Genomic DNA, 14,877 nt, shown 5'->3' on the forward strand with positions numbered 1-14,877 from the left:
GCGCCAAGAGTGCAAAAAGAAAAACGAATCTTTGGTTTCTCCGACTCTGAAGGGCACGCTCTCTGCTTGGCGTTCCTTCCGGCGTCTTGGCGGTCGATGCTGGTGGCTCCGATCCGCGGCCAGGTGGGGGGGAGGCGTGTTAGAAGGGGGCCTCGACGCAAGCTGCCGTTGCGTCAGGTTTTCGCCGGAGAACGCCGTGAATCACTGGGCCGCCGCGCTGGCCTTCCTAGTCCTGTCCGCCATCGTCGGCGGGAGCATGCTCGTGATCGCGCGCGTGCTCTCGGTGCGCGCGCGCGTCGAGTCGCCGCTCAAGCGGGACACCTACGAGTGCGGTGAGGAGCCAGAGGGTCCCGCGTGGCTCAAGTTCCACCCGCGCTACTACGTGGTCGCTCTGGTCTTCGTCCTGTTCGACGTGGAGGCGGCGTTCCTGTTTCCGTGGGCCATCAGCGTCGGCAAGCTCGGGCTCATCGCCATCATCGACATGCTGGTGTTCATCGGCATCCTGATGCTGGGTTGGCTGTACGCGCTCAAGAAGGGTGCGCTCGATTGGCACTGAAAGAAGACCACCGCGCGTTCGAGCACCCGCTCTACGACTTCATGGCTCGGATGCCCGGGCTGGACGTCGCCACGACGACCGTGGACAAGCTCCTGACCTGGGGCGCCTCCAACTCGCTGTGGATCTTCCCCATGGCCACCAGCTGCTGCGGCATCGAGTTCATGGCCGCCGCCGCCAGCCGCGTCGATCTCGACCGCATGGGGACCATCGTGCGCGGCACGCCGCGCCAGAGCGACATCATGGTCGTGGCCGGCACCATCACGGTGAAGATGGCGCCGCGGGTGAAGAAGCTCTGGGACCAGATGCCGGAGCCCAAGTGGTGCATCGCCATGGGCTCCTGCGCGATCAGCGGCGACTTCTACCGCGACATCTACTCGGTCGTGCCGGGCATCGACACCTTCCTGCCGGTGGACGTGTACGTGCCGGGCTGCCCGCCGAACCCGGAGGAGCTGATGCACGGCCTGCTGCGCCTGCAGCAGAAGATCATGGACTTCCGCGCCGGCAAGCCCCGGGAGGCCGCGGAGCGCCCGCCGACGCCGGAGCACATGCGCCGCCCCAGCCTGCCGCGCCTGGACGACCCGAGCCGTCCCGAGGAGCTCAGCCGGCTTCAGACCGCGAGCGCCGGCAGCCTGGGCCACGGCACGCAGATGAACCTCGCCGCGCTGCGCCGCTCGAAGGACGGCGAAGCGCTCGCGGCGAAGCTGGCGGAGCTGAAGCAGCCCCCGGTGGTCGAGACGAAGAAGGAGTAGCGCGTGACCGCGAAGGGCGTCGCCAAGAACGAAGAATTCGACAAGCTCCTCGCCGACTCGTTCGGCGTCACGGACTTCCCCGCCGACGCGCCGCCCGTCGTGGATCGCGCGCGCCACTTCGAGCTGGCCAAGCAGCTGAAAGAGCTCGGCTACCGCATCTACGTGACCGTGGTCGCCACGCACTACCTGCCCCAGGCCGCCAGCAAGACCGGCCCGGAGCAGCCGGAGCACTTCGAGGTGGCCACCGTGCTGCGCAAGCCGGTGAAGGGCGCGCCCGTGGCGACGTGGCGCTGCAAGCTCGCCGTGGGTGAGGGCATCGAGTCGCTGGTGCCGCTCTTCGCCGGCGCCGACTGGCAGGAGCGGGAGCAGTACGATCTGGTCGGCGTACGGTTCGAGAACCACCCGGATCTACGCCGCCTGATGATGCCCGACGACTGGGAGGGGCACCCGCTGCGCAAGGACTACGCCATCGACACGGCGTGCTCTCCCTGGAGGTGACGCGATGGAGCTGAGCGTCGATCCCACCCCCGACAAGCCGGTCAAGAAGGCGAAGCCCGGCCCCGCCTGGCTCCTGCCCGATGCCGCCGCGCCGATCCAGCGCGGCGACCCGTACCTGAACATCGAGGACTACGACCCCGAGGCGGATCTGATGATCCTGAACCTGGGGCCGCAGCACCCGAGCACGCACGGCGTGTTCCGCGTCAAGCTGTACCTCGACGGTGAGCTGATCGTGAAGGCGGTGCCCTACGCCGGCTACCTGCACCGCGGCGTCGAGAAGCTGTGTGAGAAGCTCGCGTTCACGCAGATCACCCCCATCGTGGACAAGAACGACTACGTGTCGCCGATGATGAACGAGCAGGCCATCAACATGGCCTTCGAGGCGCTGCTGGGCGCGGAGGTCCCGCGGCGGGCGCGCTACATCCGCACCCTGGTCGCCGAGCTCCAGCGCATCGCCAGCCACCTGCTCTGGCTCGGGACCTTCGCCCTCGACCTGGGTGGCGCGCTGGGCGGCGGCTCCACGGTGTTCCTGCACTGCTTCCGCGAGCGCGAGCTGATCCTCGACCTGTTCGAGATGCTGACGGGCTGCCGCTTCCACTACAACACGCACACCGTGGGCGGGAACCGCCATGACATCCCCGAGGGTTGGGCCGCGCAGGTGAAGCAGGCGCTCGCGGTCATCGAGTCGCGCGTCGGCGAATACGAAGAGCTGATGACCCACAACGCGATCTTCGTGAAGCGCTCGCGTGGCGTGGGTGTGCTCGACGGCGAGCTGTGCATGGAGCTCGGCATCACGGGCCCGCTGATGCGCGCCGCCGGCGTGGACTACGACATGCGCCGCGACGCGCCCTACCACGCCTACGACGAGATCGAGGTGCGCGTGCAGACCGAGAAGGCCGGCGACTGCCAGGCCCGGACGCTGGTGCGCATCCGCGAGATCGCCGAGAGCATCCGCATCGTGCGCGAGCTGATCGATGGTGTTCCAGAGGGTCCCATCTGCGGCCACAAGCCCATCAAGATCGTGCTGCAAGAGCGCAGCGCCGGCGGACAAGCCTACGCGGCGCTCGAGAGCCCGCGGGGCGAGCTCGGCACCTGGGTGATCGGCGGCGGCGCCAACAAGGGCACGAGCCCGTATCGCCTGAAGATCCGGCCGCCTAGCCTGCACGCTTCGTCCTGCTTGCCCTACGTGTTGCCGGGACACAGCGTGAGCGACGCCATCGCGATTCTCGGCAGTCTCGATCCGATCATGGGTGAAGTGGACCGCTAACGCTTGACCCCGCCCGCGCGTGTCCGCGAAAGTACGGGGCATGCGCAGCATCAAGTCGAAGGGTCTCGCTTCCATCGCTCTGATCGTGGGGGTCGCCGCCGCACAGGCGTGCTCGGGGGAGGGGGCGACGGAGCAGCAGGAGCCGGTGCAACCAGCTGCGGGCGCGATCCAGGTTGCCAGCGCAGGCGGCTGCACGGTGGAGTGGGTGCGCTTCAATTACGACACACCCGGCACCGACACCGGGGAGTTCATCGAGCTTCGCGTGACGAACGCGGGTTCGAGCGCGACAACGCTGGGCGCTTGCGGGCTGTCCAGCATCCGCCTGGTCAGCGACAGCGATTGCGGCACCTACAACACCATCAACCTCGCGAGCGTCGCGATCCCGAACGACGGCATCATCGTGATCTGCGACTCGACGCAGATCACCGGTGGCGTCTGCGACGTGAACGTCAGTGCGGGCGCCGCGGGGTGGCTCCAGAACGGGGCGCCAGACCACCTCAGCTTCGTGGCCGGCAACGGCAGCGTGTCGCTACACGCCACGTACGAAGGTGCCTCGGATTGTCTGCCGGACGGCGGGGCAGCGGCGACGGTGAGCCTGCTGACCGAGGACAACGCCTCGCCCGACATGGTCAATACCTGGTGCAACGGGGCATGGGTGCTCCAGGACGTCGCCATCTCCGGCGCAGGGACCGCGCTCAACTGCGCAACCGACGCCGGAGCGGACGCGGAAGCGGGCACGGATGCGGGCAACGAGGCTGCCGCGGACGCCACCAGCGACGTCAATCCTGACGCGCCCGGCGACGCGGCGAGCGAAGCCGCCCAGGACGCGACCAGCGACGTGAACACGGACGCGGCCAGCGACGCCGGGAGCGACGCGACGACCGACGCCGCGACGGACGCTGCCGGCGACGCGACGACCGACGCCGCGACGGACGCTGCCGGCGACGCGACGACCGACGCCGCGACGGACGCTGCCGGCGACGCGACGACGGATGCGGCTGGCGATGCAGCCACCGGAGGCACCGGCGGCACGGGCGGCGCGACGGGCGGCACGGGCGGTGCAGCCGGCAGCGGTGGCGCGACAGGCGGCACTGGCGGCGCAGCCAGCAGCGGTGGCGCGGCCGGCAGTGGCGGCGCGGCGGGCAGCGCGGGCGCAGCAGGCACGGGCGGCGCGAGCGGCGCAGCAGCGGCGCGGGTACCGGCGGGGCGGCCACCGGTGGCGCGTCGTTCGGCGGCTTCGGCGGCACGAAGGCCGACGCGGGCGTCGGCGGCAGCAAGGGCTCGGGCTCGGGCGACGACGGTGGTTGCGGCTGCGCGGTGCCGGGCACGACGCCGACCTCGCCCGGCGCGTTCGCGCTGGTCGCGCTCGCGTTGGCGGGTCTCTTCCGCCGGCGGCGCTGAGCTACTTTACGCGGAAGATCGCCGCGCTCTTCGCGGGCAGCGAGAGCTTGCCGCCGCCCGCGCCGAGCGCGAGCTTGCCCTGACCGGCGACGCGCTCGGCGCGCTGGCCCAGGCCGGGGCGCGCGAGCTCGGCGACTTGATCCTCCTCGCTCATGTTCACGCCGGCGACGTAGGCCATGAAGTCGTCGTGGCGATAGAGCGCGAACACCGAGTTGGTCCCGGTGTCCAGGACCTCCATCTCGCCGGTGCCCCAGACGGCGCGGCCGCGCCGGAGCTCGAGCAGCGAGCGGTAGAACGCGTACATCGAGTCCGGAGCGTCCTTCTCGACCTCCAGGTTGAAGCTGTCCGCCTCCGCACCGAAGGCGATCCAGGGCTTGCCGGTAGTGAAGCCGTGCCCGGGGCTGCCGTCCCACAGCATCGGCGTGCGCGCGGCGTCCCGCAGATCGACGACCTGCTGGCTGCCCGGGCGCAGCGCCAGCTCCTCGCCATAGTAGATGAAGGGTGTGCCCTTCGCGGTGAGCTGAATCAGCGCCGCGCGCTGGTGTCGCGTGTCGTCGCCCTGGGCGGCGCTGAAGGCCCGGGGTACGTCGTGAGAGCCGATGACCAGGCCGTCCTGCGCGCCGGGCGGGAAGCCGTTGAGCGACTTCTGGAACGTGTCCACGATGGCGGTGGCGTTCTGGCTGCCGAACGGGAAGGTCCAGAAGTAGCCGAAGCCGAAATGGAAGGCCATGTGGAACATGTCGCTGCCGTTGCCGAGGTAACCGGTGGCGTCCGTGAGGTTCGACGGCTCCGCCACGATCACTCGACCTGGATACTCGTCCACGACCTTGCGGAGCTTCTTCACGTAGTCCCGCGTCTCGGGGATGAGATCGCACTCCTTCGCCGACTCGTAGAGCAGGCCGATGACGTCGCAGCGGAAGCCGTCCACGCCCTTGGCGAGCCAGAAGCGCGCCACGTCGAGGGTGGCGTCCACCACCTCCGGGTTCCGGTAGTTCAGATCCGGCTGCTCGGGATAGAAGCGGTGGTAGTAGTACTGGCCTCGGGTCGAGTCGAGCTGCCAGGCGGAGCTGCCGAACACCGCGGACGCCGTGCCGCAGCCGATGTTCGGATCGCTCGGCGTGTCCGACCAGACGTACCAGTCCGCCTTGGGGTTCGTCTTGCTGCTGCGCGACTCGGTGAACCAGGCGTGTTGGTCGCTGGTGTGGTTCAAGACCAGGTCCATGATCACGCGCATCTTTCGCTCGTGCGCGGCGGCGAGCAGCGCCTCGAAGTCCGCGAGGGTGCCGTACTCGGGGTTCACGTCCTGGTAGTTCGAGACGTCGTAGCCGGAGTCCTTGAACGCCGTGGGCATGATCGGCATGAGCCAGATCGCGTCCACACCGAGCTCCTTCAGGTAGTCCAGGCGCGAGGTGAGGCCTTTGATGTCGCCGATGCCGTCACCGTCCGAGTCCTGGAACGAGCGCACGTAGATCTCGTAGAAGACGGCGTGCCGGTACCAGTCGTCGCCGTCGAGCAAGCTGGCCGCCTCGGCGGGCCAGTCCTTCTCGGGGAAAGCAGCGGGCTCCGGCTCGGAGTCGTCGCCGCAGCCGAACAGGGACAGGCACAAACCCAGGGTCGCGTGGAGCTTCTTCACCATCGACATCGTACCTCTCCTCGACACTGGGCGGGGATGGCTCGTGCCGGCGCGACGCACCTGCTCGGAAATTGTCGGTCAGCTCAGATCCCGAGAACCTCCCGTCCGTATACGGGAGGCGTGCGCGAGCTTGGCGCTCGTGCCGCGGACCTCCATGCGCGGCCCAGGAGTGACGATGTCGACGCGAAGCATTCGGCAATTGGCTTGGCTCTGCCTCGGGACATGGCTGTGGGTCGCGACCGGGTGCGCTCAGCAGGCTCCATCCGCGAAGCCCCCCGCTACGCCGAGCGGCCCAGGCAGCGTCGACCCATCCGTCCCCCAGGCGAGCCTGGTGTTTCCGGACGACGACCCCAACGCCGTGCCCGTCTCGTCCACGATCCGGAAGGTGACGGTCTACTCGGATCGAGCGCTCGTGTCCCGGGAGGCGGCGGTCAAGGTCACGGCGGCACCGACCGTGTACGCCTTCAAGCACCTCCCCGGTTGGGTGGACGACGGCTCCGTGCGCGCCGCGATCTCCGCCGGACGCATCGTGGACGTGCGCGTCGGCAGGAGCTACCTGGCCAAGGCCACCGAGCGAAGCTATCGCAAGGCCGAGTCCGATGCCCGGGCCTTGGCCGACCGGCTGCTCGCGCTCGACGACGAGCTCGCGGTGCTCGAGGCCCAGTCCAAGCAGGTCGAGGACATCAAGGCGTTCTCGCTCGCCAAGCTGAGCAAGGACGTGACCGGCGGCGATGCCAGGCCTGCAGCTCAGGTCGAGCCGACCGGCAGCGTCGGAGTCGGGACCTACGCGGCCGTGGTGGAGTACATCGGCAAGAAGCTGCGCGAGATCGCCAAGGGGCGACGCGCGGTCCAAGCCGAACGAGCCAAGCTCGCTCCCGCCGTCGAGGCCAGCAAGCGTCGCCTGGAAGAGCTCCGCGGCCTGACCCAGCTCGAGGAGACGAACGTCTTCGTCACCGTGCAGGGCACGGCCTCGAGCGCTGGCCAGCTCCAGCTCAGCTACATGCTCCCCGGGGCGACCTGGGAGGCCTCCCACGAGCTTCGCACCGGCGGCGCTGAGCCGACGTCGGTCGAGCTCACCTCGTTCGCCGTCGTCACCCAGGCCAGCGGCGAGGACTGGGACGACGCGGAGCTCACCTTCTCCACGCAGTCGTCCAGCGCCGCGGTCCGCATCCCCGAGCTCGAGGCGCTGACCCTGGGTGAGAGCCACGCGAGGACCCAGAGCATCGAGCGCCACTCGGCGTCCTTCAGGCGCGCCGAGGCCGCGTTCAAGGGCCAGAATCGTCTTTGGAACAAGCGAGTCCAGAGCGCCGAACGGAGCAGCACGTTCGAGGAGAGCTATCAGACGAACTTCGAGTACCTCCAGGTGGTGCAGGCCAAGACGGTGCAGATCTTCCAGAGCTTGCAGCAGCGCGGGACGACGACGCAGTTCAAGGCGATGAGCGCGACCAAGGTGCGCGCGGACGGCCGCTCGGTGCGGGTCCCGCTCGGTCGCGCGAGCCTGAAGGCCCAGAAGTCCTTGGTGGCCGCGCCGGAGCAGTCCCTGAACGCGGCTCAGACCCTCGAGCTCCTCAACGACAGCGGCCAGTCGCTCCTGCCGGGAAACGTGGCCCTCTACCAGGGAGGCGCGTTTCTGGGCATGACCAACCTCGACTTCGTCGCGGACGGCGAGCAGTTCGCCGTGTTCCTGAGCGTGGCGGACCAGCTCAAGCTCTCCCGGGTCCTGGACAAGCGGCGCAGCGCGCTGGTCCGCAAGCAGCGCACTCAGATGCAGCTGGCCTTCGTCGTCACGGTCGAGAACCTGTCCTCCAAGGTCATGTCGCTGAAGCTCGCCGATCGCATCCCGGTGTCCGAGGACCGGGACGTCGTGGTCAGCGGAGTCAAGATCGCGCCCGAGGTGAAGCCCGACTCCAAGGGCATCCTGCGCTGGCCGCTGACCTTGCAGCCGAAGGAGAAGCGCAAGTTCGAGATCCAGTACCAGATCGAGTACCCGCCGACGCTGGTGCTGGAGGCGAAGCGCAGGGAAGCCGCCGAAGCGAGCCCCGCTGCGGCGCGTCCCGGCAGTCCGGCGCTCCCATCTCCGCGCAAGGCCTACGACATCAGGCAGGACATCGAGCAGCTCGAGAAGGCGTTCTAGCGTCGCTTGGCTTCCACCGACGCCTCTGGTCTGATCCGACCAACGGAGGCCATCGTGGAGACTCGACTTCGGCACTGGCTCGTCTCGCTCACCGCGCTGGCCGCGGTCTTCCTGGCGGTAGGGCCCGCGCGCGCCCAGGTGTCGATCAGCGCCGTCGGCACCGCGGTCACCCAGAGCTTCGACACGCTCGCCAGCACGGGGACGTCGTCGGCGGTTCCGGCGGGCTGGGCCTTCTCCGAGGCCGGCTCGAACGCGAACACCACCTACACGGCGGGCACGGGCTCGAGCGCCACCGGAGACACCTACAGCTTCGGCAGCGCCAGCTCGAGCGAGCGCGCTTTCGGTGCGCTCTCGAGCGGGTCCGTTCAGTCGACGCTCGGCGCCTCCTTCGTCAACGACACCACCTCCACGCTCGGGATCGTCGAAATCCAGTTCAACGGCGAGCAGTGGCGGGCCGGCGGAACGGCGGCAGCGGACAAGCTGAGCTTCGAGTACAGCCTCGACGCGACCAGCCTCACCACGGGCACCTGGACCGCCGTCACCGCGCTGGACTTCGTCGGGCCGATCAACGCCACCACCGGGGCGCTCGATGGCAACGCCGCGGCGAACCGGGTCGCGGTCTCCGGGTCGATCTCCGGTCTGAGCCTGGCGCCGGCAGCCAAGCTCTGGATCCGCTGGCGCGACGCGGACGTGACCGGCAGCGACAACGGTCTCGCCATCGACGACTTCTCGCTCACCGCCCTCTCGTGCTCGTGCGTCGATCAGGGTGCGGCGAGCTGCGGCACCACCGGCCTCTGCGACGGCATGGGCGCGTGCCTGACCTACGCCGCCGGCACGGTGTGTCGCGCCAAGTCCGCCGCCGAGTGCGACGTCGCCGAGACCTGCGCGGGCAGCGGCGCGGCGTGCCCCACCGACGGCGGCGAGCCGAACGGAACGCCGTGCTCCGACGACGGCAACGCCTGCACGCTGGATCTGTGCGACGGGGTCAACCTCACTTGCCAGCACCCCGCCGGCAACGCCGGGGCGGCCTGCAGCGACGGCTCGGATCCCGGGACTTGTTGCGGCTCGTCGGCGAGCTGCTGCACGGGAGCCAACTGCTGCAACGGCGCGGGTGTCTGCACCTCCGGGAACAGCGCCAGCGCCTGCGGCAGCGGCGGCGGTGCTTGCGCGAGCTGTAGCGACGGCAGCGCCTGCACGAGCGACGTGTGCAGCGGCGGGACTTGCAGCAACCCGGCCATCACCTGCAACGACGGCAACCCCTGCACCACGGACGCGTGCAATCCGAGCACGGGCTGCACGACGACGAACGTCTCCGACGGGACCTCGTGCGCGGACGGCACCGTCTGCAACGGAGCGGAGACCTGCCAGGCCGGCACGTGCAGCGCCGGGACGCCGCTCAATTGCAGCGACGGCAACCCCTGCACCACCGACTCCTGCGACCCGACCTCGGGTTGCCAGACGGCGACAGCGCCCGACGGCACCTCCTGCGCGGACACCGATCTGTGCGATGGCGCGGAGACCTGCACAGGCGGCGTGTGCGGGGGCGGGACCCCGGTCGCCTGCAACGACGGCAACCCTTGCACCGTGGACGCATGCGATTCGACGACGGGCAACTGTACGACGACGAACGTCGTGAACGGGACGCCCTGCTCCGACGGCAACGCCTGCAATGGTGCGGAGACGTGCCAGTCTGGAGCCTGCACCTCCGGCACCGCTCTCGACTGCGACGACGGCAACGCCTGCACGACCGACTCGTGCGCCGCCGCCACGGGCTGCGCGTCCGTCCCGGTCGCCAACGGTACGGCGTGCTCCGACGGCAACGCCTGTACGCAGGGCGACTCGTGCAGCGCGGGAGCGTGCACGGCCGGCGCTGCGCTGAGCTGCGACGACAACAATCCGTGCACGACCGACTCGTGCGCGGCGGCCACGGGTTGCTCGAACGTCGCGGTTGCCAACGGGACGATTTGCGACGACGGCAACGACTGCTCCACGGCCAGCGCGTGCCAGTCGGGCACGTGCACCGCCACCGCCGGCAAGGACTGCAACGACAACAACCCGTGCACAGCGGACTCCTGCGACACGACGACGCAGGCCTGCACGCACACGCCGGTCGCGAACGGGACGGCGTGCAGCGACGGCGACGTGTGTACGGTGAGCGACACCTGCTCCAACGGCGCCTGCCAGGCGGGCGCGGGCCTCGACTGTCAGGACTCCAACGCCTGCACCAACGACGGCTGCAACCCGACCACGGGGTGCACGCACACCGCTACCAACGGCGCATCGTGCAACGACGGCAACCCCTGCACCCCCACCGACACCTGCGTGGGGAGCGTCTGCACCGGCGGCGGCGTTGCATGCCCGGCGGCGAACGAGTGTCACGACGTCGGCACGTGCAATACCGCCAACGGGCAGTGCACCGCGCAGCCGAAGGCGGATGGCACGGCGTGCTCCCTGGGCGTGTGCACCGCGGGGGCCTGCACGGCGGTGGGCGACGCTGGGATCGACGGCGCCGCGGGCGCCGCGGGCGCCGCGGGCGCTGCCGGTGCTGCGGGTGCCGCCGGTGCCGCGGGCAGCGGCGGAAGCGCGGGCGCCGCCGGTTCGGGAGGCGCGGGCGGGACCGGGGGCGGCGCGCCGGACGCGGCGGTGGGTGGCGGCGGCACCGGAGGCAAGGACGCCGGCGTGGACGGCGGCGCGGGCAAGCAGGCGTCGAGCGGCGACGACGGCGGATGCGGATGCCGGACCGAGCGCTCGGGCAGCTCGGCTCCGAGCGCGCTCGCCGGCATCGCGCTCGCGTTGCTGGCGCTCTCGCGGAGGCGGAGACCGAGCCGGCGTGACTGCGAGCTCAGCGAGTCGGGGCGCCGCGCCACCGGCGACGGGCCGGCGCTCCGTTGACGGTCGAGTACGCGCGAGCGGTGGCGCGGGTCGTTCCGCCGCGAGGGAACGAAACAATTGACCATGGCGAGAGCTCGGAGATCCCGCATAGCCTGAAGGTGTCCGATGCCAACCCCGCGTGCACCGAGAGCGGTCCTCGTCGTCACTCTCGGTTGTCTGGCGCTCGGCCCGTCCAGCTGTGGCGGAGAGGTGGACGCCTCGTCGATCCAGGGCGCGCCGGACGCCGGCTCGGACGTCGGTGCCGGCACGGGAGGCAGCCTCGCCGACGCCGGCTCCGGAGGCTCGACGGGAAGCTGCTGTTCCGCGCACCCTGGTGCGGGCTGCAAGGATCCGCTGATCGCCCAATGCGTCTGCGCGAACGACCCCTTCTGCTGCCAGGCGCAGTGGGACGAGGTGTGCGCGACCCAGGTCGTGAAGCTCGGTTGCGGTAGCTGCATCCCGAGCGGCGGAGGAGGGGCCGGCGGCAGCGGAGCGGCGGGAGGCTCCGGCGGTACGACGACCAGCGGCGGCGGTACGTCGGGGGTCGGCGGCGCGGCGAGCGGGGGCGCTGCGGCAACGGGAGGCTCCGGCGGTGGCGCGGCGTGCGATCCGACCAAGTGCCCCCCGCTGAACGCGCCGTCGTGCTGCGTGACGCCCTCGGGACCGTGCGGGCTCCAGCAGAACGACCAAGTCTGCGTCGAGAACCAGTGCGCGAAGCCTGTGGACGCATGCCGGACCTGCCTCTGCAGCACCTGCGGAACCGAGTTCCAGAAGTGCCTCTACTACGCGGGCTGCGAGAAGATCGCGGACTGCATGTTGAAGACGAAGTGCACGGACTGCTACACGGACTCGACCTGCAAGAGCGTGATCGACCTGCACGGCGGGTGGGGTGGCCCACAGCAGCAGGTGGCCGAATCGGTGCGACAGTGTGCGTCACTCAAGGGGTGCGCTTGCCCATGACGCCCACGACCCGGCGCGGGGTGCGATGGCTCGGCGTGGCCTTCCTCTCGGCGCTGGCGCTGATCGGATGTGGGGAGAGCGCCGACGGGCCGGCGGGAGGGACCGGCGGCGTTGCCGGCGCCGACGCTGGACCCGGCGCGGCCGTCGTCACCGACAGATCTGCTCTTGATGATCGACAATTCGCTGTCCATGGCCGACAAGCAGGCCTTGCTCCGGAGCTCCGTGCCCAGGCTCGTGCACCGACTGGTGAACCCTCCGGCTGGAGCGACGCCCGTTCGCGATCTGCACATCGGTGTCATCACGTCGAGCCTCGGCGGTCACGGCGCGGACACCTGCAGTCCGACGGCGACCGATCTCGAGCACACCAATCCGACCCAATTCGACGGCGCACACCTCTTGCCGAGCGTTCGCGAGGGCATCGCCAGCCATCAGTCCTTGGGGTTTCTCTGGTGGGACCCGGCCCAGAAGGGGGGAGGCGAGACCAACCTCGGAGCGCTGATCGCCGACCTCACCGATCACATTCAAGCCGCGGGTGAAGAGGGCTGCGGCTTCGAGGCCTCTCTCGAAGCCTGGTACCGCTTTCTGATCGATCCATCGCCCCCGGCGTCCGTCGTGCGCGTCTCCAGCGTCGCCGTGCCCAAGGGCGTCGACAACATCCTGCTCCAGCAACGCAAGGACTTCCTCCGGCCGGACTCGGCAGTCGCCATCGTGATGCTGAGCGACGAGAACGACTGCTCCATCGTAGACGGCGGCACGAACTGGATCGCCGCGCAAGTGACCACCGAGAGCGGCGCACTCTTCCATTTGCCCCGCTCGACGAGCGACTGCGCGACGGCTCCCGACGGACCCTGCTGTCGTTCGTGCGCCAACGCCGAGTCCGCGCCGCCGCCCGGCTGCGGCAGCCTCGCGGCGGATCCGGAGTGTCAGAAGGGGATGTGGGACGACCTCGGCGACCACGCGAACGTGCGCTGCTGGCAGCAGAAACGGCGCTTCGGCATGGACTTTCTGTATCCGACCAGGAGGTACGCGGAGGCGCTGACGCAGCCGACCCTGTGTCCGACGTGGACGAACGAAGCCGAGTGCGCGAGCGAGCGCGTCCCCAACCCACTCTTCAGCGAAGGGCGGGACCCAAGACTGGTGTTCTTGACCGGCATCGTGGGCGTTCCGTGGCAGAACCTGGCAACGGCGGAGTCGCTGAACGACCCGAACGCTCTCACCCTGCTCACCGCATCGGAGCTCGGAGCGCTCGGGCGCTGGGCGTGGCTCGTGCCGTCCTGCCTCGAGCAGGTGGACCCGGCGGAGCTGCCCAAGCCGCGGCCGATCTGCAAGACCTGGAACCTCACGGACCAGCCCGACGACCCGCTCATGATCGAATCGACCGCGCCTCGCTCGGGGGTCAACCCGGCGACGCAGCTCGCCGTGGCGGGCCCGGGCGCTGGCCCGATGGCGAACGCCATCAACGGACACGAGTGGAACACGGATCAGGCCGAGCTCCAGTACGCGTGCATCTTCCCGCTTAGCCAGCCGCGCGACTGCAAGTCGGGCGACCCGAGCTGCGACTGCTCGGACACTACGGGGGTGGACAGCGCGAAGAAGCCGCTGTGCCAGACCGCGAACGGCACGTACTCCTCGCAGCAGCGCTACGCCAAGGCCTACCCCGGGACGCGACACATCCAGGTGCTCCGCGACATCGGTGACCAGGCGGTCGTCGCGTCGATCTGTCCGAAGTCGGCCGACGCCTCCGCGAGCAGCTCCTACGGGTACAACGCGGCGATGGATGCGCTGGCGAGCCGCCTCGGACCCGTTCTTCGGAAGTGACGCAGCCTCGATACTGCGGGCGACATCGTCGCTCGCCGTCAGGGCACCAAGAGGAACTCGTACTCGAAGTCGCGCGCCACGCCGTCCACGCTGACGCCGCCGACGCGCACGGTGTAAAGCTCGCCGTGGGCGACGCCGTCGGCGCGCCAGGTCAGCACGTTCGGCAGCCCGATCAGATCGTACGCGCCGGACACGCCGCTCACTGCGAGCGCGGCACCGGACTCGTCCTTCACCTCCACCGTGGCGCTTGCGAAGGAGACCTTGTTGGCGCTCCCGAGGCGCTGGCTCTTGTCCGCGACCACGGAGAACGAGAACAGCCAGTCTCGATCGACGAAGCCGGCCGGGTAGAGCCCGAACGGGTAGGCGACGAAGTCGTTCGGCCACCAAGACAGGTCGGTGTCCTGGTCGTCCACGACGTGGAGCGCCGCGCCCACCACCGGCGAGTAGGGGAAGTCCACCTTCGGCTCGCCCTGCACGAAGCCGAACGCGACCTCGGCCACGAACGGATCGAGTAGCCAGCGGCGGTGGCCCAGGCTCGCGACGTTTGCGTCGCGCAGCCAGTCGCCCAGGAAGCGGTCCGGGTCCCGGACGTTGCCCACCTGGTTGCCGGCGGACAGGAACAGGAGGCTCTCGCTGCTCGCCTCGGCGGCCTCCGCGCTGTAGCAGAACGCGCCGGGCGAGGGGCTGTGCGACAGCTTGGCGTTGGCCACCGCGACGAGCGCTGCCGCCTGAGCCGCGGGAGCTCGGCCCTGGGAGATGGCGACGGGAGGCAGCTCGTGGTGGAGCCGGATTTGGTTCACGCGCTGTACGATGCGCGCTTGGTACTCCGGCGTGAGCGCGCCCGCGGCGCAGGCGCCGACGTCGGGCGCGACGCTGAACAGAGCGAGCTCGTCCTCGCCGCCGCTTGCGCCTTCGTCCGCGGGGTTCAGCTCGTCGCAGCCGAAGAGCGCGAGCGAGGCGAAGAGGGCGGCGGCCGGGCGGTTCATGCTG

11 protein-coding genes and 1 pseudogene are annotated in these 14,877 nt (G+C 69.9%); 8 read left to right on the plus strand and 4 right to left on the minus strand.

What is annotated here, in order from left to right; translation table 11 throughout:
* Nucleotides 1-256: 256 nt before the first annotated feature.
* The 4 genes from HS104_31690 (at nucleotide 257) to HS104_31705 (ending at nucleotide 3,070) form a co-directional block, all read left to right on the plus strand.
* A complete protein-coding gene (locus tag HS104_31690) occupies nucleotides 257-556 on the plus strand; it encodes an NADH-quinone oxidoreductase subunit A (GenBank protein MBE7484517.1) in 300 nt (99 codons plus the stop codon).
* Between the two features lie 41 nt (nucleotides 557-597).
* Complete coding sequence (locus tag HS104_31695; protein MBE7484518.1) at nucleotides 598-1,305, plus strand: NADH-quinone oxidoreductase subunit B; 708 nt, start codon at nucleotides 598-600, stop codon at nucleotides 1,303-1,305.
* A gap of 3 nt (nucleotides 1,306-1,308) precedes the next feature.
* Nucleotides 1,309-1,803 carry an NADH-quinone oxidoreductase subunit C gene (locus HS104_31700; GenBank protein ID MBE7484519.1) on the plus strand — a complete coding sequence of 165 codons (495 nt, stop codon included), beginning with the start codon at nucleotides 1,309-1,311 and terminating at the stop codon, nucleotides 1,801-1,803.
* A gap of 151 nt (nucleotides 1,804-1,954) precedes the next feature.
* Nucleotides 1,955-3,070: an NADH-quinone oxidoreductase subunit D gene (locus tag HS104_31705; GenBank protein ID MBE7484520.1), complete on the plus strand. Its 1,116-nt coding sequence runs from the start codon at nucleotides 1,955-1,957 to the stop codon at nucleotides 3,068-3,070.
* 348 nt (nucleotides 3,071-3,418) lie between these two features.
* On the opposite strand, the gene HS104_31710 is transcribed toward HS104_31705, so the two are convergent.
* Nucleotides 3,419-4,123 (minus strand): hypothetical protein, encoded by a 705-nt coding sequence (locus HS104_31710; GenBank protein ID MBE7484521.1) that lies wholly within the window; start codon nucleotides 4,121-4,123, stop codon nucleotides 3,419-3,421.
* Between the two features lie 264 nt (nucleotides 4,124-4,387).
* Between HS104_31710 and HS104_31715 the strand changes: the two genes are divergently transcribed.
* The gene (locus HS104_31715; protein ID MBE7484522.1) at nucleotides 4,388-4,471 is read left to right on the plus strand and encodes an MYXO-CTERM sorting domain-containing protein; all 84 of its coding nucleotides are present in this window, start codon (nucleotides 4,388-4,390) and stop codon (nucleotides 4,469-4,471) included.
* A 1-nt stretch (nucleotide 4,472) separates the two neighbouring features.
* Here HS104_31715 and HS104_31720 read toward each other — a convergent pair whose 3' ends face one another.
* The gene (locus HS104_31720) at nucleotides 4,473-6,104 is read right to left on the minus strand and encodes an alpha-amylase (protein MBE7484523.1); all 1,632 of its coding nucleotides are present in this window, start codon (nucleotides 6,102-6,104) and stop codon (nucleotides 4,473-4,475) included.
* A gap of 199 nt (nucleotides 6,105-6,303) precedes the next feature.
* Here HS104_31720 and HS104_31725 point away from each other — a divergent pair, with 199 nt between their 5' ends.
* A complete protein-coding gene (locus HS104_31725) occupies nucleotides 6,304-8,238 on the plus strand; it encodes a mucoidy inhibitor MuiA family protein (GenBank protein ID MBE7484524.1) in 1,935 nt (644 codons plus the stop codon).
* A 2,501-nt stretch (nucleotides 8,239-10,739) separates the two neighbouring features.
* On the opposite strand, the pseudogene HS104_31730 reads toward HS104_31725, so the two are convergent.
* Nucleotides 10,740-10,814: pseudogene (locus HS104_31730) on the minus strand (peptidase).
* Nucleotides 10,815-11,235: 421 nt separating this feature from the next.
* Between HS104_31730 and HS104_31735 the strand changes: the two are divergent.
* A complete protein-coding gene (locus HS104_31735; protein MBE7484525.1) occupies nucleotides 11,236-12,069 on the plus strand; it encodes a hypothetical protein in 834 nt (277 codons plus the stop codon).
* A 168-nt stretch (nucleotides 12,070-12,237) separates the two neighbouring features.
* Nucleotides 12,238-13,887, plus strand: a complete 1,650-nt coding sequence (locus HS104_31740; protein MBE7484526.1) for a hypothetical protein — start codon at nucleotides 12,238-12,240, stop codon at nucleotides 13,885-13,887.
* A gap of 38 nt (nucleotides 13,888-13,925) precedes the next feature.
* Here the strand turns inward: HS104_31740 and HS104_31745 are convergent, their stop codons facing one another.
* Complete coding sequence (locus HS104_31745) at nucleotides 13,926-14,873, minus strand: hypothetical protein (GenBank protein ID MBE7484527.1); 948 nt, start codon at nucleotides 14,871-14,873, stop codon at nucleotides 13,926-13,928.
* Nucleotides 14,874-14,877: the final 4 nt, after the last annotated feature.

The organism is Polyangiaceae bacterium (assembly GCA_015075635.1).
GTDB lineage: Bacteria > Myxococcota_A > Polyangia > Polyangiales > Polyangiaceae > JADJKB01.